The sequence below is a fragment of the Allobosea sp. 67-29 genome (assembly GCF_001898115.1).
Classification (GTDB): Bacteria; Pseudomonadota; Alphaproteobacteria; order Rhizobiales; family Beijerinckiaceae; genus Allobosea.
This window is the reverse complement of record NZ_MKSQ01000026.1, coordinates 321,601-341,735: the sequence shown is the minus strand read 5'-3', so window position 1 is coordinate 341,735 and position 20,135 is coordinate 321,601. Positions and strand designations below refer to the sequence as shown.

Genomic DNA, 20,135 nt, shown 5'->3' with positions numbered 1-20,135 from the left:
CGCCCTTCCTCCCGCATCGCCATGCTGATCTACATCGTCAAGCGCCTCGCCCAGCTGGTGCCGGTCCTCTTCGGCATCACGCTGGCCTGCTTCCTGCTGCTGCGCGCGCTCCCCGGCGACCCCGCCACGCTGCTCCTCGGCGCGCGCGGTGGCCCCGAGGAGATCGCGCTGATGAAGCAGCGTCTCGGCCTCGACCTGCCGCTCTGGCGGCAATATCTGCTCTTTCTCGCCGATATCGGCTCGGGCAGCCTCGGCCGCTCGGTCGTGCATGCCCGGCCGGTGATGCAGCTCGTGCTGGAGCGGCTGCCGGCAACCCTGTGGCTCGTCGCCTATTCGACGGTGCTCGCCGTGGCGATGACGGTGCCGCTCGCGCTCTGGTCGGCGATGCGGCGCGGCGGGCCGGTCGACCTCGCGATCAAGCTCGCCTTCACCATCGTCATCGCGATGCCGTCCTTCTGGCTCGGGCTGATCTTCGTCATCCTCTTCGCGATCTGGCTGCCGTTGTTCCCGACCTCGGGCTATGGCGACGACCTGCTCTCGCGCCTGCATCACACCACGCTGCCGGCGCTCGTCATTGCGCTGGCGACCGCTTCACTGACGATCCGCAGCCTGCGCAGCGCCATCCTCGCCGTGCTCGGCTCGGACTATGTCACGACGGCCCGCGCCAAGGGCGCCGGCACGAGCCGCCTGATGGGCGTCCATGTGCTGCCCAACGCGCTGATCTCATCGATCTCGGTGCTCGGCGCCCATACGAGCTGGGTGATCGGCGGCACGGTGGTGATCGAGACGGTGTTCGCCTTGCCGGGGCTCGGCTCGCTCTTCGTCGAGTCGATCTTTTCCCGTGACTACCCGCTGATCCAGGGACTCACCATCGTCTTCGCCGTCCTCGTCGTGCTGATCAATCTGGCGACCGATCTCGCCTATGCGCTGGCCGATCCGCGCATCAGGCTGGAGTGAGCCGATGAGCCGTTTCCGCGCCAATCCGAGTCTTTTCGTCGGGCTCGCCATGCTGGCTCTGCTCGCCGCGTTCGTCGCGCTCGGCCAGGTCTGGACGCCGCACGATCCCTTCGAAGTCGACTACGGAAACACGCTCCAGCCGCCCTCCCTGACGAACTGGTTCGGCACCGACGATCTCGGGCGTGACGTCGCCTCGCGCGTGCTGGCCGGGGGCTATGTCGATCTCAAGGTCGCGCTGATCTGCGTCGTCGCGCCGGCCCTTCTCGGCGTGATCATCGGCGCCATTTCCGGCTTCATCGGCGGGCGCGTCGACACCTTCATCATGCGCATCACCGACATCTTCTGGGCCTTCCCCTTCTATGTGCTGGTCATCGCGATCGTCGGCGTGCTGGGGCCGGGCGAGGCCAATCTCTACCTGGCCTTCCTTCTGGTGAACTGGATTTCCTTCGCCCGCATCGTGCGCGGCGAGGTGCTGGTGCTGCGCAATCTCGAATTCGTCCAGGCAGCGCGCAGCCTCGGCTGCACGACGCCGCGCATCGTCACCGCCCATATCCTGCCCAATGCCGTCAATCCCGCGATCGTCTACGCGATGGCCGATGTGGTGCTGACCATCCTTGCGGTGACCTCGCTCAGCTTCCTCGGGCTTGGCATTCAGCCGCCGACGCCGGAATGGGGGCTGATGATCTCGGATGGACGCCAATTCCTGTTCGACGCGTGGTGGATCGCGACCTTCCCGGGCCTCGCGATCATCTACACCGGCGTCACCTTCGCATTGATCGGCGAAGGCCTCGATACCGCCCTTCGACCCAAGGGCTGATCTTACGACCCGCCTCCGACAGGTGCGCCATGAGCTTTTTCGACACGGATGAAAATCTGCAGCGCATCGGCGCGCTGCTGACGGCGAAGGCGGAAGCCGTCTTTCGCGAGCGCGGCGTCCCTGCCGAGCAGTTCGGCTTCGTGCTGCTGGTGCCGGAGCGCGACGGCGGACGGCCGAAGGGAGTGGCTCTGCGCCCGGACTGGCGCAGCTATCCCTGTTCGCTGGTCAAAGTGTTTTTCCTCGTCGCCGCGCAGGCGGCATTGGAAACGGGGGAGCTGACCGAGCACGAGGAGCTCGATCGCGCCATGCGCGACATGATCCTCTGGTCCTCGAACGCGGCGACCAACTACATCATCGACCTGGTATCCGGAACGACGGGCGACACGCTGCTTCCCCAGCCGGAGATGGCCGAGTGGGTTGAGCGACGTCAGGCGATCAACCGCTTCTTCGAGCAGGTCGGTTGGCCGGAGCTGTCCGGCATCAACCTCAATCAGAAGCTGATGGACGACCTGCGCTATGGCCGCGAAAAGATCGGCCTCGATCGTTCGCCGGCCGGGCACAACGCTCTCACGCCGATTGCCATGGCCCGCCTGATGCATGCGATCTTCCATGGCTCGGTGCTCAGCGCGGCGAGGCGAGAGAAGGTTCAGAATCTCCTCGCTCGCGATCTCGCCAGCCCCTTCGTCCAGCGAGGCGCCTATCAGGTGATGGGCTATCTGGCCGGCGGCATGCCCGAAGGGACGCAAATCTGGTCGAAGGCCGGGCGCACCCGCTGGCTTGGCGACGAGCGCGCCGATTTTCGACGTCACGATGCGATCAGAGCGCTTCTTCCGAACGGAGCCGAGTTCATTCTGACGGTGTTTTCGCAAGGGGAGGCGATCGCCGAGGACGATGGGTTTCTGCCGCAACTCGGCTCCATCGCGGCGAAGGAGATGCCAGCTCCTTGATACTCTCCGCCGTCTGACGGACGTCAATCCAACGCGCCACTGACAGCGGAGGCTGTGCCCTGAGAGCGCTGCCTGCGAAGACCCTGAACCGTCCCGGCGTTTCTCGAAGGCCTCCCCAGCCTGCCATGGCGAAGGAGAAACGAACAAGTTCTCGCCTGAGATGCGCGCTTGCGCGGCGCGGAGGGGCTCAATCACGAGGCCCGACGCGGGTTTGAGAGCCACGCGAGCAGTGATTGCCCGGTCAGAAGTGGCCCAACCGTACGGCCCATGTGGATAGCGTGAAAGCCTGAAGCTAAATTCTTCGGGATTCTGTGATCCTCCGGGCGTGCTCGACACCACCGGCGAGCTGCAGGTCGCCTGGATCGCGATCTGAGCCGGTCAGGGCACGGGTGCCATCCCCGCCTCACCCACGGCCCCGCCACGCCGATACCGTTTAACCGCGCAACCTTAGCCTCGTGAGATCCGCGCATAATCGCAAATCCCACATTGCCGAAGCGGCGGGGATCGGCTATCCAGCCTCCACGGTTAGCGCCCGTAGCTCAGCTGGATAGAGCGTTGCCCTCCGAAGGCAAAGGTCACACGTTCGAATCGTGTCGGGCGCGCCAATAAAATCAAACATTTACGCTCAATTTGCCAATCCGTCCCACACGGCTGTCCCACACAGCCGCTCGGATGGTTGGAGTGCGCTTCTTCGGCGCAGCGCATTCCATTGGGCCTTTGCCCTATGTCTCGCAGCCGCAGGCTGCACGACGAACGCCGAGATCGCCGCTCAGCGCGAGGCCGAATTTCAATCTCTGGTCGGCGGTACGATGGCCGACTTCATGCGCCGCACCGGCATGACGCCAACCGACATGTATCCGACGAGCTCGGGCCGGACTTTCATTGTCAACGGCCCGGCCAGCACGATCGTCATTCCTGGCAGCTACGGTGTTCCGACGATCGCGGCGCAGCGCCAATGCCGGATGCAGATCGACACGGCTGCGATCGACGGGAAGGGCCTGGCGGAGAGCTGGCGCGTGACGGGGATCACGAGAAACGGATGCGATAGCGCCTGATCTGCCTGTGTACAGCGGGGAAAAGCGGCTTGAGCCGGCTTCGACAACTTTTACGTGAGACACGACTCAGATGGAGTTGTGTCGGTCGAAGTCGAGGGAGGGAAACATGAGCGTTCAGGCCGGAACTTACAGAGCAAGCTTCATGACGCCGCTGGGCGCCGGGACCGGCGTTATTGTCATCCAGGAAGGGAAGGCGCGAGGCGGCGACTCGGCAATGATGTATGTAGGCACCTACGAGGAGGACGACAGTTCTATCTCGGCCATACTCACCGTCACCCGTCATAGCAACACTCCTGGCATCCAGAGCGTCTTTGGGGTCGATAACATCACGGCGCAGTTCCGTGGGCAGGTTAACGGCAGCCTGATCGAGCTTCGCGGGAGTTCGCCGCAGGCGCCAGGGATCGAGATGAGGGCCACTCTCACTCGTCTAGCCGATTAAGCCGCTAGCCAAACGGCGCCTATTGACTTATATGTCAATTCACACCGAGCTCAACCGCCGGGTTCAGGAGGGGCGATTGTCGCTTCTGCAGCCGGCGCTTGAGAGCGATCCGGTGCGGCGCCACATGTACATCTCTTCGGAAATTCGCAGCGTTCTGGACGGCTTAGACGATACGGCGGCTTGTCGAGCGCGGGCTATGGTCCTGCAAGCTGAGCTCGAGCGCTTCGTGCGGGGTGACCATGTCGGCGTTTGTCTGCGACCGTACAAGGCTGCGGAGGCAGAGTTCGGTCGACTTGACCCACCGCATGATGAAGTTTGGGATTTTCGGGCGGTCAACAGGCCGGCGCTCCGAATTTTCGGCCGCTTCGCGGAAAGAGATGTCTTCGTCGCTCTAACGTGCTGGCCTAGATCCCGGGCAATTTCGTGGTTGGCTCGACCGCCACTTGCCGATCGATCTTCAAAGGCATTCCGCGATGCAATATCGGACTGCAAAGCTCAGTGGCGCGCGCTGTTTCACACATATCCTCCCCACAAAGGAGAGTTCGAAAATGACTACATCTCGGAGAACATCGTTGCTATCTGAGATTTCGGAGGGCGCGCCGGTACCCCGCGAGAAATTGGCCTACTTCCAGGCCCGCCTTCAGGCGCGGCTCTATGATTTTGTGATGTCCAGATTCGAAGATGTTGCTGAGCAGGACGGGCTAACTCGAGCTGAGTTGGCCCGGCGTATTGGGCGAAAGCCCGAAATCATCACCAGACTTTTCTCGTCGCCCGGAAACTGGCGACTTGCCACCGTTAGCGATCTTCTTATCGGGATTGCTGGCGAGGAACTGGAGATGGGTTCCGCGTCAGTTTTGAACCGGGGCCGACGCAATGACACTCTACCGTCCTGGGCGACGCACCAGGAACTGCGCGCTCGCCCGTCGCCGGGTCTTGTCCCGCCGTCTTCGGCGAAGCCATTGCCAGCTCTCGGAGGCGTGCATTCATGAAAACGAACAGATTTCTATTCTCTCAAGCAATTCGGTTTGGTGATATTCGAACTAATGACGGGCTTCAAGTTTACGGTAAGCATTTAGTGCGCGCGCTGGAGGGAAGGTATGGATTTGTCGAGGTTCCGTTGAAGGCGGAGGATTTTGTTTTCGAGAAAGGTGTATCGTTTTTGCATGGATATTTTAATGGACGTGTAGTTATCGATAAATTGCGAATTTACAATAATGGTATCGCTGTTGAAACGACGAGCAAAACAGATGATTGCGACGAAATAATTGATGATATTATTAGTTGGGCACCTGGTGGTCTCGGATTAAATTTTACTGAAAACAACAATTTGCCTCGTATGTACGGAAGCCATATGGAAGTTGAGATGGCTGATGGTTTTGACTTAAATATCAAAGGGGCGCCTGAGCTATCTGCAATGATTATGCAGGCGATGGGGTCATATCGAGACCCTGGCAGAGCGTTTCGCGTTGGCGGGTTTGATCTAAGAATTGACCCGACGGAAAATGGCCCCAACTCTTTTCGAATTGAGCGGCGCGCCAACCACTCATTCCACTCGAATATGTACTTCTGCGCTGCCCCGCTGAAGACAAGGGACCACATTTATATACTGGAGAAATTCGAAAATATTATCACAAGTTAGGTCTGGCTAAGAGCTCCTCGTCCTGCTTCGTTCCCCGACCTATCACCTGAAGCGATCCATCCACCAACGGCCGCTGCAGCGCTCTCGCCTGCTCCCATGGCGCCGTCATCCAGGCCTCGCACTCTTCGGGCGTCGTCAGGACACCGGCACGGCCTTTGGATGGATCGCGCCGACCTCGGCGTTCGGCCGGGACAGGTCGCATGGAAGCGAACGATCAACTCTTCGATCGTCTCGCCCGCTCCGAACTTCTCCGCCAGCTTGGCCAGGCGGGCGTCGCCATACCGTCGGCATTTCGTGCAGCGGAAGCGCACGATGATCCATGGGTAGAACTCCAACGACGTGTGCGGTCCAGGCGGCTCGCTCACGGCTCCTGTTCGCGGATCGGCCGCGCGCCCTGCGAGAACAGGCCGCGCAGATAGCCCCGCGAGCATGACTGGTCGGCCTCCGCGGCCATTCGGTCGCTCTTTGCCAGCAACACAAGGTAGCTGCGCGCCAACGCGCGGAACGCGGCCCGTTCGAACCCTTCATGCTCTTCGATCAGCGATCAGCGACGTGATCTTCGCATCGATAGATGCGTCTGCAACATGCTGATCGGCCGGCTGCGGTGACATGGCTTGCGTCCTCAACGATGAGAACATAAACAGAACAAAAGGCGTACCGGGGTCGAGATGTGGCGGCGCTCAGGTTGTGCGGAGCCCATCAATTCGCGCGCCTTGACAGCGCTAAACGAGTCGGAAACGGTTCACGAAAACGAGCTGCTGGGGGGAAAAATGTTGACGATAGGCATTCGCGCGGCGCCGTCCGCCGTGACGTTCGCTGTCTATGACTCCGACAGGCGCGAAATCATCAACGTCGAGGAGATCGTCATCCCAGTGGCCTTCGATGTGCCGGACGCACTCAAATACGTCCGCAGCAACCTCTTGGATGTACTCCGAGAATTCCAGGTTGAGCGGGCCGGTCTGCGCGTGACGGAGCCGTTCGCTCAGCAATTGAGCATCGAGCGTGTCAAGATCGAAGGCGTAATCCAAGAGGCGTTCGCGAGTAGTGCTCTGCAGTCCTATTATATGGGCACTATCGCGACGATCGCGGGCCGCATCGGCGAAAACCGAGACATCATTAAGCCGATGGTGAAGGGCGCCGTTGATCCTGGCGTGGAAGGCTGGGCGGGCCATTCGGAAATCGAGCGGGAAGCGATCCTTTGCGCCATGGGGGCGGTCAATGCTTAAGCCCTATCGCAAGGCGGAGCTCTTCTTCGAAGAAATCAGGGAAATCGGCGCAGACGGGCGGAATTCGAAGACGTTCCTCGCGAATGACCCGCAGCTCGGTGCCGAAATCGTCGTCAAGCAAATTGCCAAAGCCGACCTTGCGGCGCCCGATGTCTATTTTGCAGAGGCTAAGGCGCTGTATGCCAGCGCGCATCAGAACGTGGTCCAGCTTCACTATGCTTGCGAGGACGATGATCATGTCTTCATCGCCATGCCGTTCTATACGGCGGGATCGATCAAGGGTGTTCTGGCTCAGCGCCACCTTACCGTGCGCGAGATCGTCCGCCTGGGCTGCCAAACCCTAAGCGGCCTGCATAATATCCATTCGAAGGGTCTAATTCATTTCGATATCAAGCCCGACAACATCCTCCTGTCACTACGGCGCGAGGCCCTGTTGTCGGATTTTGGGCTTGCAAAGCAGACCAAGCTCGGGCTCGCAGAGCCTGACGGCTTCTATATGCGAATGGCGCCGCCGGAGGCGGTGAGCGGCCCGCCTTATAAATTGACCTTCGACATCTACCAGATAGGCCTGACGCTCTACCGCATGTGCGTAGGACCCGCGGAGTTCAACCGGCAGTTCGCTCGCTTCGTCGGCCCCGCGGGGATTGACCGACCTGCGCTTGCTCAGGCCCTCCAGCGCGGTGAATTTCCTGACAGGCGCGGCCTCCCGCTGCACATTCCGGCGAGGCTCGAGACGGTCATTATGACTTGCCTCAAGGTTGACCCGGATGAGCGATATGCGTCAGCACTCGCTGTCGCGAATGCGCTGGCTCGGGTCGACACCTGCTTGGATTGGGAATTCGTTGCAGACCCTGTTAACCGCATTTGGCGTAAGGTCGAAGACGGCAAAGAGCACCGCTTTACAGTGAACCAGGACGGCTCGACGGAGTTCGTTAGTTTTCAGACTGACGGCACCCGGCGGCGCAAGCGCCCCGCCTGCCTTCCGCGTATGACGCCAACTCAAATCAGGGGCGTTCTTAGGGACAACTGATGGCCATCAGGGTCAAAAACGATCGGAACACCTACAGGAAGCGCGAGATTGCCGCGCCAAAGGGGAAAGTTGTGCGTCGTGACGGCGCGTTGAGCCTGTTCTTCTCAGCGCCTCTGAACGGCCTTTACCTCGACTTGCGCCCTAGCGTGAAGCCGAAGCCGGCCAAAAAGGGCTAGTTGTCCGTTGGCGCAGATTGCGCGCGAAATGGAAAAAGCCCGCCGCTTGGGAAGCGACGGGCCTCTGACCTTCGGCCAAGACTTTGCGATTCAGGCCGTCGCTGGGAAACTGGCTTTGCCCTCCTGTCGGCTGCGGCCGGTACATCCACGGCGACGCATCGACTGGAGCATGCAGGCATCCGTGGATGCCGCAGGGAGAATGAGATAGGTCCACCCCTGGTTCCCTGCAAGACGATCGTTCGCCGAGAAAATTGCCCGCCGGCGCGAGCCAACGGGCGGAGTAGAGCGTCCGAGCATTGGTCGCTTCGAAGCGCCGCGTGGTTCTAGCCGGCTGCGGTCGCCCGCGCATCGCGCGTTCTGACTGCCTCGAGGAAGCGCTCCCAGGCTTCGGTTGGAGGCAGGCCGTCGGCGAGGGTGATACGCTGGCCTGATCTGAGCTCCGCGAAAAACTCCCAACCTCTCGGAGCGCCCCAATCCGCGACGCCGTACAGCGCCCCTTCCATTGCTTCACGCTCCTTGGCGTCGCGCTCGGAGCGACGTGCGGCCAGATCCACGACTTCCGCTGTCATCTATGCATTCCCTCGGCAGGGATCGCTTTCTAGGGCGATCGGTTTCCGGGGCCTAGAAAGTCGGCATAGGCGACCCCTCGCGCCTTTAGGCCGAGGCCCTGGACATGCGCGCGAAGACCCCGGAAGGGAAAAGCAGCTATGACGGAGATTTCTAGGCTCCAAATACTAATAAAATGATACAGTTTCTGTCTGTCAAATCGAGTATTGTCTTTCGACAAATCCAACATTCATACCAATTTCGTGTTTGATTACTTATATAATCTGTGCACTTTTGCAGCATGCCCGATGATGCACTCGCTTTCCGGAAGCTTCAATTTCTTTCCGGCGTCCGTACGCTGGTCGGGATTGCCGCGGCCTGCCGCCGGATAGGCTTCGATGACGCTTACGTGGTTCTTGTGATTGCTGAAGCGCGAGCTGAAGGCCTGCCGGAACACGGGTCGGTGACGCAGTTCGCCTTGGAGCTATTGGAGGCGGTGTCCGGGCGGCGTGACGGCAGCGGCGCCGGGAACGCGACACTTCCGAGTTGGATGATAGACGGATCGGTCGATCTCGAAGCCTTGGGGCCGGAGGAAGTCTTGCTCGGCGGCCGATGGCATATTGCCAAGCCGGAATGGGAGGGCCTGCCTGGCGAAACCGCGCTTGAGTTGGATCTGACAGCCGCACTTTGCCGGGCGGGCGAACAAACGACCGCTGCGCTTGCACTTGCGGTTGATCGACCGCGCCGCGCGGTTTCAGCAGCGCTGCGAAGCCTATGCGCGGCCGGCCACATCGAAGCATGCTCAGAAAGCGGAGATCGCTGGCGCCTATCGCTCGCTTCCAGGCTTTCGCTGGAGTACTGACGTGGCCGAGTTGACGCGCGCAGACATCCGCGGAAGCCGGCGTCGAGCGTCCCGCATAGCGAGGTTGCGTCAGATCCCCCTCTTCTGACAAATGGCCTTTGTCGGGGGAGGAAATCATGGATAGCGGCTTTCGGCCTGAGCACTTCGAGCTGCTGCGACGTTGGCGCGAGACGGCGCGCGTCACTGGCAATCCGGAACAGGACGAAGCATACGCCAAGTTGATCGATGCATACGAAGCAACCGCAAAATGGGCGCGCGCTGTCCGCGATCGCGTCTTCCCTCGCGGCGAAGTGAGGAAGCTCTCGAAGCCCACCAACCAAGCGCAGAAGTTCAAACCCTACACTTGGGTTCGCATTTATCCCTGGGCCGGCGCGCCCGCTGGACTTGCTTACACAGTGGGCATCGATGCCGGCGGCGAATTCTGCATCAAAATCGACACCGTGAACCTGTTCGGCCCCCAACGGGAGCGCTACGAGGCTTTGCGCGGTCCTGATCACGGCACTTCCCCGATTGCCGCAATCCTGTCTGAAGAAGTCGGCCTTGGAATGTCGTTCGAGCAGCTTGTGGACTGGAGCGTGGCGCAAATCGCGAGGTTCCAGTCCAGCTATGACGACGTGGCCAGCGAGCTGGGATTGCTGGCGAAAGGACTCCGGTTGGTGACCGACGCCGCCGTATCAAGCGAAGCTTTTGAACGCTGGCGAGATATTCTGCTGGAGCAAAGCCCGGCGAGCGGTCGTGTGTATCGCATGCGCGACCACCCCGTCTGGTTTGTCACAAGAGATGGGCAAGGCGGGCCGGAACTGAGCCTTGGTTTGGACCCTACCGGCCAGGAATGGGCTGTCGAAATCAACGCCCCGCCCGCTCCGGGCGACTTCAATAGGCTGTCGGCTATCGGCGTTGACGAAGCTGGCGGTCGGTATCTCCTCCGGCAAGGTTGGCTGCGAGGGCGACGCCCGGCACCCGATATTCGAGCAGAATTCCAGTCGCGCACGGGCCTAACTGCTGCTTCTGTCCAGGGTGAAGGCAAGGCTGCTGAACGAGAATGGTTCGTCGTCGCAAACCTGGATGATGTGCCCGCGCGCATCAGGCAGCGAACAGCGGAATTCGTTGAGCTCTGCTGGGCTGCACGAACCCCATTCACTCACGACATGCCAGCCGCTTCAGATGGCTTGCAGAACGGCTCTTCATTCGAGGCCGATGGCGAAAAGGGCGGATCCTACCTACTGTCAGCTCGACCTGCGATCGATGCCAAGGTCGTCGATCAACTTCACGGCACGGTCTGGGAGTGCTTGGCGAGGGTCTTGGCCAAGCACCATGTGAAGTACCGTAAATGGCGCCACGCCCGTCGATACGAGATCGACATGGAAGTGGAGCGCCAACAAGGGTCGCATTTGCTGGTTGAAATCAAGACGGGATGCTGCCTGTCCGACGTCTATTCCGCCGTCGGCCAGCTTGAAATTTACCGAAAGCTATTTCCACAACTGGCTAATCATCAGGCTGTCATGCTCATCGACACGCCAGTCACACCATTTATCCGACAGGCGGTCGAAGCACTCGATATTGTCGTGCATCAGTACGAGTGGCCGAAGGGCGCCGATCGGAAAAACGTCCAATTTTCCGAGGCATTTTTGCAGCTGTGCGGTGTCCCACAGCCTAGCGATGTGACAGTCGTGCAAGCACATGTGAGCCTGACAGGCTAGCATAAGCGCTCTACTGGAGACTTGGCGATTGGACGAGCTGGCGGCGCAGAGCATCCATGAACGGCGTCTCCCCGCCGCGCGCCGCGATCGCGCGCATCTGGTCGACGCTGTCCGGCGCTAAGAAGAGATCGGCCAGCCGGTTCGCGCCGCGGCCATACCAGGCACGGCGAACGGCGTCGCCGGCGATGCGAGGAAGAGCCGTTCCGACTGTCGTGGCGCCGCCGATCGCCACCGGCACAGCGCCGAGGTCATCGGCAATCTGCCGATTGAATTCGGTCGCGCTTCCCTGCGGCTTCCGCATTCCGGTTGCCCGCAGGATATCGACCATATCGCTCACCGCCGGTTCGGCTGTTGCGCCATTCGGCAGCGCCCCCACGACGCCGCGAAGATTGGCTTCCTGCTGCGGCGTGCCCGCGATGTCCTTGGCGAAGCGCGCGCCGCCATATTGGTTTTCGCCACCGACGAGCCGGCCGGAGCTCTGATCGAATTGATCCGCCAGGCGCTGGCGCACGAGCCCCGCTGTGAGCTCGGGATCGCGCGACGACATGCGCGTGATCGTATCGATCAGCTCGGCGTCGCCACCGGCCAAGGGACGCGGGGGCAGCACGGCGCGAGAGGCCGCCGCGGTATTGCCGGCCGCCGCGACCTGGCCGAGCGGTCCCGCCGCCACAGGCTGAACCAGGTCGCGGCTCAGATCGGCGTAGGCCTGCTTGCCTGCGACGAAGTTGCGGCTGTGCTGCTCCATGAGATTGTCGAGCTGCTGCAGGATCGACGACACCGCCGCGTTCTGTTCCTTCGTGATCGCGTCGGCTCCGATCTGCGGCAGATCCATTCTGTCGCGAAAATACTTGCGTGCCCGGTCCAGATTTTCGACGTCGGTGATCGGTACGGCCGGCGTCGGGTCTACGGCCGGCGTCATCTCGTAACGGACAACTTGTCCAGTCGGACCATGCACCGGCTGCCGTCCCGCAGGGCTGCCCGGCTGCGCGGGCGTCGCGATGATCCGGTTGCGCAGTTCCGCGAGCGGGCCGGATAGGATACCGGTTCGGTCGCCGCGTGCGATGTTGTCGATCTGCGCAATGATCGCGTGGACCGCGTCCGCTGGAACGGTATCCGCGTTCGCCCTCGCATAGATCGGATCGACGGCCGCGGTGCGTTGGCGCTCAACGCCGCGGATGAGATCCGTCGCCGTTTCCGATGCGCGCGGGCCGAGCGTCGACGGGTTTGGGCTGGCCGGGGCGATCGTATCGAGCGTCCGGCCGACGGCGTCCTGAACTTGCTGGGGGCGTTCGGCATAGAACGGCGAGGTCCGGGCGCCGCCGGCCGTCGAGCCCTCAACGACGCGCTGGACGTCGCCGAGCTTGGTCGCGCCGTTGGTCGCGGCCTGGATGGCCTCCGGGCCGGAGAGCGGCACCCCGGCCGCGGCTGCGCGCGCCTGGAGTGCTGCGGCTTCGTCGAGCTGCGCGGGCGGCACGTTCTCCAGCGCGGAGCCGACGACACGCTCCGGCGCCGACGCGCGAGCGCGAACCGTCGCCGTCGCCAGGTTGCCGGCCGCGCCGCCTACGAAGCGGGCGTAAGGCTCGGCGGCCGTGCCTTTTGTCGCCTGGCCCGCGGTTTCCGAAAAGATCGCCGGAATGAGAACGTCGCCAACGAAGCGAGCGCCTGCGCTGCCGGGGCCGCCGACTAGCAGTGACGGTGCGAATTCGCCGACGGTGCGAGCGTATTCGCCTGCGGTCGTCTCCGGCTTGTGCAAGGCGGCGTCCATGCCGCTGCGAACCGAAGCCTGGGCGGAGTTGACGGTGTTGCTGATGACCGCGCCTGCGTTCTCAGCGCGGGCGCGGTCCTGGAGGGCCTTGGTTTCGGCCGAAGCCGGGCCAAGGCCGAAGATGCTGCGCACAAGGTCGTCCCCCTTGCCGACCAGCCAATCCATGCCGCCGCTGGCCAGGCGATTGGCAGTCGCAGGCAACATGATCGTCTCGACGAGACCGCGACCGACGCCGCTGGCTCCGCTCTTCGCGATATCGCCGATGGGGCTCGACGCCGCAGCCGGGATTTTGCTTGCGGGTGCCGCCGCGGTCTGCGGCGTCTGCGGGATGAGATCGTCGAAAGCTCCGGTCTTGCGCGGGATCAGATCGTCGAACGCGCCCATGTCACAGCCCTCCCGGATCGATGCCCATTCCTCGCAGCCGCTCGATCACGGCTTCGCGCGGAGCGCCGCGCTGGATCGCGTCGCGCGCTTCGGCGAGCGCGCCAGCATTGTCACCTCCGGCTGGCGTCCCCGTTATCTCGCGCCCCGGAGCGGGTGGCTGCTGCGGATGGGCCTGTGCGGCCTGGAGCCGGTTCGCCATCTCCGGCGGGATCGGCAGCCCCTGTGATTGCATGAGCTGCGTGATCTTGTCGGCGGCGCCCTTCGACGTGCCCTGCAGAGCAGCGAGGGCGGTATCGCGCGCGGCAGCCTTGTTCACCAGCGTCTGCGGATCGTCGCCGGGCAGCGGAATGAACACGCGAGCGTAGTTCTGGAATTCTTCCCGCCCGAACGCCGCGCCAGTATCGGGGCGCAACACGCTCAGCATGAAATTCATCGCGGAATTGTAGAACTGCCGCCCCTGGTCGCTGACGAGATTGTTGGACAGCGACAAAGGCATCATCTCGCCAGCCCGGCCAAGCATCAGCTCGTAGTCGCGCCCGCTCGGAACGTAGCCCTTCGCGGCGAGATCCTTCATGGTGGCGCTCGCCGGAGCGGCACGGTTGTAGAAGATGGCGTTCTTATCGCTGAACTCGGTCCCCTTCAGATCGCCCTGCGTCGCCTGGGGAGTGGCTTTTTCGAAGACTTGCGTCCCCATCGGCAAGGGCGTGCCGTCCGCGGACTGGTAATCCGGACTGTTCGGTGCGCGGAACACCTGCGTCGGCTTGCCGGCAATGATGGCGGTGCCTTCTACAAGCTTGCCGTCAGCCGAGGACGGCGCCGCGGCGGCCTCCAGCCCCTGACGTGCAGCGGTGCCAGGTGCTGCGTAAACGGCGCGGCCGTCTTTTCCCTTCACGGTGACGGGCGACTGCCGGCCCATAATGACGTCGACCGTCATGTCGGGCGTCCATCCGCCGGACTGCTTCAGCCGCTCGGCCTCCTGCGCCTGCCACTGGTCGAGCGTCTGCGGGCGCGTCGTCCCTTGGACCTCGGGCAGCGCCGGGAGGCCGACAACGCCAGCGACCTCGGCAGGCACGGCCGGGCGCACATAGCCGGGCGCCTGCGAACCGAACATCGACGTGATGGTCTTGGTTTGGTTGTCGAGCTTGTTCGTCGCCAGCGTCGTGTCGTTGTCCATCTGCGTCTTGCGCAGCGTGGCGGCCGACGTGACATCCTGGCCGCGCCGCATGTCCGCGCTGTCGACGCCGATCTTGTAGTAGGAGTTGGTCGGCGTGAATGCGCCGGAAGCCACGCCGTAGCGATCGACCACGTCGCGCGAAGCGTTCGGATCGGTCGCCATCCGATAGAACTCTTCCATCTGCTTGCGCTTGGCGTTGTTGAGCCCGGCCGCCGCGAAGCCCGCCGCGTCGGTGCCGGAGGGCGGCGCGAACATGCTGGCGATGTTGTCGAGACTAGCCCGGAGGTTGGGATCTGTCGCGAATGTGTTGGGACGTCGTGCCATGGTCGGACCTCTTCAATGGGTGGCCGCGGACGGCGAGGGGGCGTCAATCAGCGCGCGATGACTCTCGACGAACTGGAGGAAGGCGTTGCCGCGATCTGCTAGGTTCTGCTCTTCGATGATGATCGAGAGCCGCCAGAGCATGATCTTGGCGTAGGAAATGCGATCGGCGGCGTGAGGCTCATCGGGCGTTGCCAGCAGCACGGCCAGCGCACTCAATCCGAAAAGGACGACATCGCGTGAGACTTGCCCGCCAAGCGTCTCGGCCAGCGGCGCGGCAAAGCGGGCCGCGTTCGCGGAGATCGTGGCGATGAGTTCGCGGTGCTCTTCGCGCCAGGATGGATCTGTGCAACCCATGAGGGGCAAGGCACGATCGAGCGCGAGCAGGGCGCCCCGAACCGGGAAGTCGTCCCGTAGCGCTGTCGCCAGGGCATTCGCGATGAACCGCAAGCGCTCGCCTGCCTGGAGTGGCGCCGCGTTCATGCTGCGGCCCTCAACGCCGTTGAGATGATGTCGGCGCCCGGCGCCGTGGGTTGCGGCGGGCCGGGCTGCGCGGCGTCAGGAGCAGCCGGCGCGACAGGAGCGGTGCGGAACTGAGCCCACGGATCACTCATTGCTGCGGTGCTCCCGGCTCAATGAAGCGCAATCGACAGAGGCGGCACAGTTTGGGCCGAGATCTGCGCGTCAACCTCGGCGGTCAGCAGATGTCCGCGATCGGCGAGGGCTGTTTCGTCGAGAAGAATGGAAAGCCGGCAGAGCAAGATCCGCGCATAGGTCGCACGGTCGCTGGCATAGGGTGTTGCTGGATCGCCGAGGACGTGAGTGAAGGCGCTGAAGCCGAGGAAGACCTCCTTGCGGGAAACTCGGTCGCCGCAGGCCCTGACGAGCACCAAGGCTGCGCGGTAAGCGCCGATTGCAATGCCCGAGATCAACGCGCGGTTGGCATCCCGCCAATCTGTGTGCGGTGACGTGAAGAGCGGCAACGCTCGGTCCAACGCGAGCAAGGTATTGCCGAGTACCATCTCGCCTTTCGCTGCAACCGCGAGACATTGGGCGATCTGACGAAGTCTATTCTCCGGAGTCATGTCAAACCCTCAACCACAAGGGTTGAACCGGCCGCCATCGCATTCGAAACGTTTGCCAAAATGCGCAGCGACACAGCCGCACCCACTGCATCACGCACCGCCGTCAGAACGTTTAGTTCGCCGTTGCCCGTGCTGTTGATGCCGGAGTTAGTTGACCTCATCTGCGGTCGCGCCGAGGCGGCGCCAGGCCAGAAGTTGAAGTCAACTGTAGTCAGCCAGTCTGTTTTTGTGCTCTCGATGACCTGGGTCAGGCTGCCGAAACTGGCCGCGGCTCCACCGCCGCCCGCAGACGATCCTATTGAAGACAGATAGCGCCAGATATAGTCCGACGCGCCGGACGGGAACGTCGGTCCATCCGTGCTCGATCGAAAGCCGACGGTGAAATCGGCCGCCGCGGTGTTCGGCACGATCACCAGAACGCCTCTGACCCAACGATACCCCGCGATGTTGACATCCGGGAACTGAGTGGCATTCGCCCCGAGCGTCTGGTCATAGATCGTCGACCACTTCAGCGCGAGATCGCCGCGGATCAGCGCGGGCGTCGCCCGCTTGAAGACCTGCACGCCGGTCGTGCCGCCGCCGAGCTCCGACAGCGCCAGGTCGGTCGTCGCGGCCGTCAGCACCGGGTCAACGGCCGACGACACGCCGACGTTCTGCCGGGCTTGCAGCTTCTGCGGCGTCGTCAGGGCCTGCGCCACGTCCCAGCGCACGGCCTGAGTGACGTCGCCCGTCACGACGGAAGCCGCGAGCTCAGCCGACTGCGCCGCCGCTTCCGCCGACGTGGCGGCCTCGCCTGCCGCGGTCAGCGCCTCGTCCCGCGCGATGCCGGCATCGGTCACGATCTGGCCGACCTCGGCGTAGAGCTCCCAATTCCCGTTCGCCAGGTCGACCGTGAAATCCGCTCCCGACACATGCGACACCAGGCAGCGATAGAACGCCGTCGAGAAGAACACCGTGTCGTTCGGAACGTACTGCACGCCCGGCGCCCACTGCTCGGCCGGGTTCAGGCCGGTTGCGACGCCCGGCGCGAGGGCCTCGGCCGTGACGATGCCGTTGCGCAGCGCCCCGTCCGACCGCCGCAGGTCCTTGACCGACGCGACGAGCGTCTCGATCGAGGTCTCGACGTTGGCCAGCTCGTTGTCGACCTTCTGCCCCGGCAGCGGCGTCTGCGGGTTGCTGGCCTGGAAGCCGGAGAACGAGTAGTCACGCACGTATCCGGTCGGATCGGCCATTTGCGCCTCTTTTGGATGAAGGACTGCTGACGGCCCGCGACAGCCTGATTTTCGCGAAATTTGTGTTGTCGAACGAGAGGAACAGCATGGTCATGCTGCGGCCTGGAGTGCGCGCGAGAGCAAGCTGTCGACGGTTGCACGCCTGCGGGCGTCCGCCCTGGCGTCGATCTCGCGGGCGAGCTCTTCATTGTGGGCGCAGTTGCGCATGATGCGGACGGAAGCCTGCGCATCCCGAACGACGTCGGGGTGCCGCGCGCCGCGCTGCACGTCCGTCTCTGCAAGATAGTTGGCGAGAACGATCAGGCCCTCGAAGCCGCGAAGGAGGCCGCCGATTGCGTGATCGGGAGTGATCTCCCGAAAGACGAACTGCGCCCTCAAGATCGACAGTAGGAGATCGTCGCGCAGGCGCGGCGCGATGAAGCCGCTTCGGATGGTGGCGACTAGCGTCTGAACCTGCAAGCAGCCGTGAGAAAGGTGGTAGTGCGCGCTTTCCCGATCGCTCTCGACGCAGCCGAAGGAATGGACGGCGAAACGCACGCTCCATGCGAGAGTTTCCTCCGCGAAGGATGGCGGCTCACAGCCGGACGGCGGCAACCCATCGTAATAGTCGTCGTGCATAGCTCGTCTCATCCGGCTTGGCGGCCGCTCGGACGGTTTTGCTATGACGCGCTGCGCGATAAAAACGACAAGTTTGCTGGAAATCGCGCGCAGAGCGAGCGTGTGTCGGTTATGATCAACCGGCCAATTTTCCAGCCGCCAGCATTTTGCATCGCGAGCCTGGCGCCGTTTTACGGCTGAGTTTGGGAGTGATGCCAGGGGTGTGCCCGGCCGGGTGGCTGGGTCAACGCGGAGCAGCCCTGCCCCCCGGAGAGGAGAGCTTCATGATGCCCGTCGATCTGCGCGCCCGCCATGTCGAGCTACTGGCCGCCATGGCCTCGGACGAACTGCAAACGCTCGCCCTCGCGCACGGCGGCCGGCTTGCCATGCTATTGGAGGCGATTGCGGACGCTAGCCGAGAACTGTGCGTTGATCTGGCGCCACCTGCCCTAAAGCCTGGGGCGTTATCCATGTCGCCCGCCGCCACGGACCCGGCCTGTCAGGTTGTGGACCTTGCGAGCCGACGCCGCGCAGCGGGTGGCTGAGGCTGGTTCGCGATGAGTGTGCTTTTCGCGAACCATCGGTGAACGTAGTTCGATAAATCTGCTTGACGATTCAAATCGAACCGTTAATTATCGTACCAGTTAAATCGAACTGGAGCGATATTGATGTTCGTTCGCGCCTACCTCCGCGCCTCAACCAAGGAACAGGATGCGGATCGCGCTCGCGCCGATCTGATCCGATTTGCCGATGAACGCGGCCAACGGATCGCCTGCTACTACGTCGAGAATGAGAGTGGCGCTTCACTTGCGAGACCGGAGCTCTTTCGGTTGCTCGCTGACGCGAGCGCAGGCGACGTTCTTCTCGTCGAGCAGGTCGATCGCCTGTCGCGCCTGACGGCTACGGATTGGGAACGCCTCAAGGGCGAGATCCGCGCGAAGAGCATCCGCATTGTCGCGCTCGATCTTCCAACGTCATGGCTGATGCTCGATGCGAAACGGGACGACTTCACTGCCAGGCTCTTCGAAGCCGTCAACGGCATGATGCTGGACGTGCTCGCCGCAGTCGCGCGGAAGGACTACGAGGATCGCCGTCGTCGACAGGCGCAAGGCATCGCAGGGGCAAAGGAAAAGGGGCTGTACCGCGGCCGGCCCGCGGACACGACGCGCAACGCTGATATTGCGGCGATGCTGAAGCGGGGCGACTCTTGGTCGTTCGTCCAGCGAACGACAGGCGCAAGCCGCTCCACACTGGCGAGAATCAAGAAGCAGACCGAAGTCGAGCCGGTCAGCTGAAGATGTCCGGATCGGACTGCTCTAGGCTGCGCCGGGCATGTCGGATCTCTGACGCAAGCTCTTCGGGCGTCATCTCGTGCGGCTCGACGTTGCGATCCGAAGAGGCGGACCGGTCGAAATAGCCCGCGACGCGAAACAGAGTCGTCGACGCCGTTGCGCGCGCTGGGGCAGGGGCCTTCGGGTCACGGGCCACGGCCAACGCGGCCTCATAGGCAACAAGCACGCCTTCAGTTTGGATGCGGTGCAGTAGTTCCCGCTGGATATCTTCGATCGATGTCATCCAAAAATTCCCTGGTCGAATTTGGCGATCTCGAGCTCGAGCGCTGCGGCGCGCCGCTTGGCTTCGTCGAGCAGGCGATTGAGCTCCGCAATCTCGGGACTGGTGGCAACTGGCGCAGCAGGGCGGCTCAAGAACTCAGCGGTTGCGATAGCGTTTCGGCGCTGCTCTTGAGCTGCGGTGCGTTTGCTTTTTGAACCTGGCTGATGAGCAGCGCGCCACGCCTTGTAGCGCTCGAGCTCGGCGGGGCTCATTGCGGCTACGCGCTTCTCACGCTTGCGCGCGGCCTTGGCGAGATCCTGCAGCTTACGATTGAGTTTCGCTTCCGCGCGGGGTGTGTCGGCCTTCGGCCATCGCGGCCGCAGCCAGTGGTCGCCGCGAGGAGTTAAGCCGCCGTGCCAGCAGCAAACCTCTCGGTCGTTCATTGCGGGATGGCCGCATCTTTCGCCGGTCGATTTGGCGGTCGCCTTGCACCGCGGCGCGGAGCGGCGCCGGATCTGCCAGTGTTGCGCATTGCGACGCGCGTGCTCGCGGCCCGCAGACGTCTGCGCCCAAAACAGTCGTCGCTTCGTCACGGCGCGCGCTCCAAAAACTGACATGCATGAGGTGTC

The 20,135-nt window shown here is 62.9% G+C and carries 23 protein-coding genes, 1 tRNA gene and 1 pseudogene; 15 read left to right on the top strand and 10 right to left on the bottom strand.

Annotated elements, in window-relative coordinates; genetic code table 11:
• Nucleotides 1-21 precede the first annotated feature (21 nt).
• The 8 genes from BGO20_RS20720 (at nt 22) to BGO20_RS20685 (ending at nt 5,854) form a co-directional block, all read left to right on the top strand.
• Complete coding sequence (locus tag BGO20_RS20720) at nt 22-957, top strand: ABC transporter permease (protein ID WP_291659357.1); 936 nt, start codon at nt 22-24, stop codon at nt 955-957.
• 4 nt (nt 958-961) lie between these two features.
• Complete coding sequence (locus BGO20_RS20715; RefSeq protein WP_291659356.1) at nt 962-1,774, top strand: ABC transporter permease; 813 nt, start codon at nt 962-964, stop codon at nt 1,772-1,774.
• A gap of 29 nt (nt 1,775-1,803) precedes the next feature.
• The gene (locus BGO20_RS20710; protein WP_299858715.1) at nt 1,804-2,721 is read left to right on the top strand and encodes a serine hydrolase; all 918 of its coding nucleotides are present in this window, start codon (nt 1,804-1,806) and stop codon (nt 2,719-2,721) included.
• A gap of 528 nt (nt 2,722-3,249) precedes the next feature.
• Nucleotides 3,250-3,326, top strand: a tRNA-Arg gene (locus BGO20_RS20705).
• A gap of 204 nt (nt 3,327-3,530) precedes the next feature.
• Nucleotides 3,531-3,776: a hypothetical protein gene (locus BGO20_RS20700; protein ID WP_291659355.1), complete on the top strand. Its 246-nt coding sequence runs from the start codon at nt 3,531-3,533 to the stop codon at nt 3,774-3,776.
• A gap of 106 nt (nt 3,777-3,882) precedes the next feature.
• A complete protein-coding gene (locus BGO20_RS20695; protein WP_291659354.1) occupies nt 3,883-4,215 on the top strand; it encodes a GrlR family regulatory protein in 333 nt (110 codons plus the stop codon).
• A gap of 76 nt (nt 4,216-4,291) precedes the next feature.
• Entirely contained in the window at nt 4,292-4,798 is a 507-nt protein-coding gene (locus tag BGO20_RS20690) for a hypothetical protein (protein ID WP_291659353.1), read from the top strand.
• Between the two features lie 402 nt (nt 4,799-5,200).
• Nucleotides 5,201-5,854, top strand: a complete 654-nt coding sequence (locus BGO20_RS20685; protein WP_291659352.1) for a hypothetical protein — start codon at nt 5,201-5,203, stop codon at nt 5,852-5,854.
• On the opposite strand, the pseudogene BGO20_RS20680 reads toward BGO20_RS20685, so the two are convergent.
• A pseudogene (locus tag BGO20_RS20680) lies at nt 5,844-6,046 on the bottom strand (SOS response-associated peptidase); the annotation flags it as partial. The gene BGO20_RS20685 and the pseudogene BGO20_RS20680 sit on opposite strands and share 11 nt — an antisense overlap.
• Nucleotides 6,047-6,522: 476 nt before the next feature.
• On the opposite strand from BGO20_RS20680, the gene BGO20_RS20675 reads away from it, so the two are divergent.
• The 3 genes from BGO20_RS20675 to BGO20_RS20665 are packed head-to-tail and all read left to right on the top strand — an operon-like array spanning nt 6,523 to nt 8,286.
• Nucleotides 6,523-7,080, top strand: coding sequence for a hypothetical protein (locus tag BGO20_RS20675; RefSeq protein WP_299858711.1), 558 nt, complete (start codon nt 6,523-6,525; stop codon nt 7,078-7,080).
• On the top strand, nt 7,073-8,110 hold the full coding sequence (locus BGO20_RS20670) for a serine/threonine-protein kinase (protein ID WP_291659350.1): 1,038 nt from the start codon (nt 7,073-7,075) through the stop codon (nt 8,108-8,110). Before BGO20_RS20675 ends, BGO20_RS20670 begins: the two co-directional genes overlap by 8 nt.
• Nucleotides 8,110-8,286, top strand: coding sequence for a hypothetical protein (locus tag BGO20_RS20665; RefSeq protein ID WP_291659349.1), 177 nt, complete (start codon nt 8,110-8,112; stop codon nt 8,284-8,286). The genes BGO20_RS20670 and BGO20_RS20665 overlap by 1 nt, the downstream gene beginning before the upstream one ends.
• A gap of 323 nt (nt 8,287-8,609) precedes the next feature.
• Here the strand turns inward: BGO20_RS20665 and BGO20_RS20660 are convergent, their stop codons facing one another.
• Nucleotides 8,610-8,855, bottom strand: coding sequence for a hypothetical protein (locus tag BGO20_RS20660; RefSeq protein ID WP_291659348.1), 246 nt, complete (start codon nt 8,853-8,855; stop codon nt 8,610-8,612).
• A gap of 278 nt (nt 8,856-9,133) precedes the next feature.
• Between BGO20_RS20660 and BGO20_RS20655 the strand changes: the two genes are divergently transcribed.
• Nucleotides 9,134-9,694 (top strand): MarR family transcriptional regulator, encoded by a 561-nt coding sequence (locus tag BGO20_RS20655; protein ID WP_291659347.1) that lies wholly within the window; start codon nt 9,134-9,136, stop codon nt 9,692-9,694.
• A 116-nt stretch (nt 9,695-9,810) separates the two neighbouring features.
• The gene (locus tag BGO20_RS20650) at nt 9,811-11,394 is read left to right on the top strand and encodes a hypothetical protein (protein WP_291659346.1); all 1,584 of its coding nucleotides are present in this window, start codon (nt 9,811-9,813) and stop codon (nt 11,392-11,394) included.
• Nucleotides 11,395-11,404: 10 nt separating this feature from the next.
• Here BGO20_RS20650 and BGO20_RS20645 read toward each other — a convergent pair whose 3' ends face one another.
• The 6 genes from BGO20_RS20645 to BGO20_RS20620 all read right to left on the bottom strand — a co-directional run bounded on the left by BGO20_RS20645 (nt 11,405) and on the right by BGO20_RS20620 (nt 17,949).
• The gene (locus BGO20_RS20645; protein WP_291659345.1) at nt 11,405-13,543 is read right to left on the bottom strand and encodes a hypothetical protein; all 2,139 of its coding nucleotides are present in this window, start codon (nt 13,541-13,543) and stop codon (nt 11,405-11,407) included.
• 1 nt (nt 13,544) lies between these two features.
• Nucleotides 13,545-15,041 (bottom strand): hypothetical protein, encoded by a 1,497-nt coding sequence (locus BGO20_RS20640; RefSeq protein WP_291659344.1) that lies wholly within the window; start codon nt 15,039-15,041, stop codon nt 13,545-13,547.
• Between the two features lie 12 nt (nt 15,042-15,053).
• The gene (locus tag BGO20_RS20635) at nt 15,054-15,521 is read right to left on the bottom strand and encodes a hypothetical protein (protein WP_291659343.1); all 468 of its coding nucleotides are present in this window, start codon (nt 15,519-15,521) and stop codon (nt 15,054-15,056) included.
• 149 nt (nt 15,522-15,670) lie between these two features.
• Complete coding sequence (locus BGO20_RS20630) at nt 15,671-16,123, bottom strand: hypothetical protein (protein ID WP_291659342.1); 453 nt, start codon at nt 16,121-16,123, stop codon at nt 15,671-15,673.
• Complete coding sequence (locus tag BGO20_RS20625; protein WP_291659341.1) at nt 16,120-17,355, bottom strand: hypothetical protein; 1,236 nt, start codon at nt 17,353-17,355, stop codon at nt 16,120-16,122. Before BGO20_RS20625 ends, BGO20_RS20630 begins: the two co-directional genes overlap by 4 nt.
• A gap of 90 nt (nt 17,356-17,445) precedes the next feature.
• Nucleotides 17,446-17,949 (bottom strand): hypothetical protein, encoded by a 504-nt coding sequence (locus tag BGO20_RS20620; protein WP_291659340.1) that lies wholly within the window; start codon nt 17,947-17,949, stop codon nt 17,446-17,448.
• A gap of 287 nt (nt 17,950-18,236) precedes the next feature.
• Here BGO20_RS20620 and BGO20_RS20615 point away from each other — a divergent pair, with 287 nt between their 5' ends.
• Together BGO20_RS20615 and BGO20_RS20610 are read left to right on the top strand one after the other, a co-directional pair.
• Nucleotides 18,237-18,497, top strand: a complete 261-nt coding sequence (locus tag BGO20_RS20615) for a hypothetical protein (protein ID WP_291659339.1) — start codon at nt 18,237-18,239, stop codon at nt 18,495-18,497.
• 123 nt (nt 18,498-18,620) lie between these two features.
• Nucleotides 18,621-19,247 (top strand): recombinase family protein, encoded by a 627-nt coding sequence (locus BGO20_RS20610; RefSeq protein ID WP_291659338.1) that lies wholly within the window; start codon nt 18,621-18,623, stop codon nt 19,245-19,247.
• Here the strand turns inward: BGO20_RS20610 and BGO20_RS20605 are convergent.
• Complete coding sequence (locus BGO20_RS20605; protein ID WP_291659337.1) at nt 19,240-19,527, bottom strand: hypothetical protein; 288 nt, start codon at nt 19,525-19,527, stop codon at nt 19,240-19,242. The genes BGO20_RS20610 and BGO20_RS20605 overlap by 8 nt on opposite strands.
• On the bottom strand, nt 19,524-20,099 hold the full coding sequence (locus tag BGO20_RS20600) for a hypothetical protein (RefSeq protein WP_291659336.1): 576 nt from the start codon (nt 20,097-20,099) through the stop codon (nt 19,524-19,526). Before BGO20_RS20600 ends, BGO20_RS20605 begins: the two co-directional genes overlap by 4 nt.
• Nucleotides 20,100-20,135: the final 36 nt, after the last annotated feature.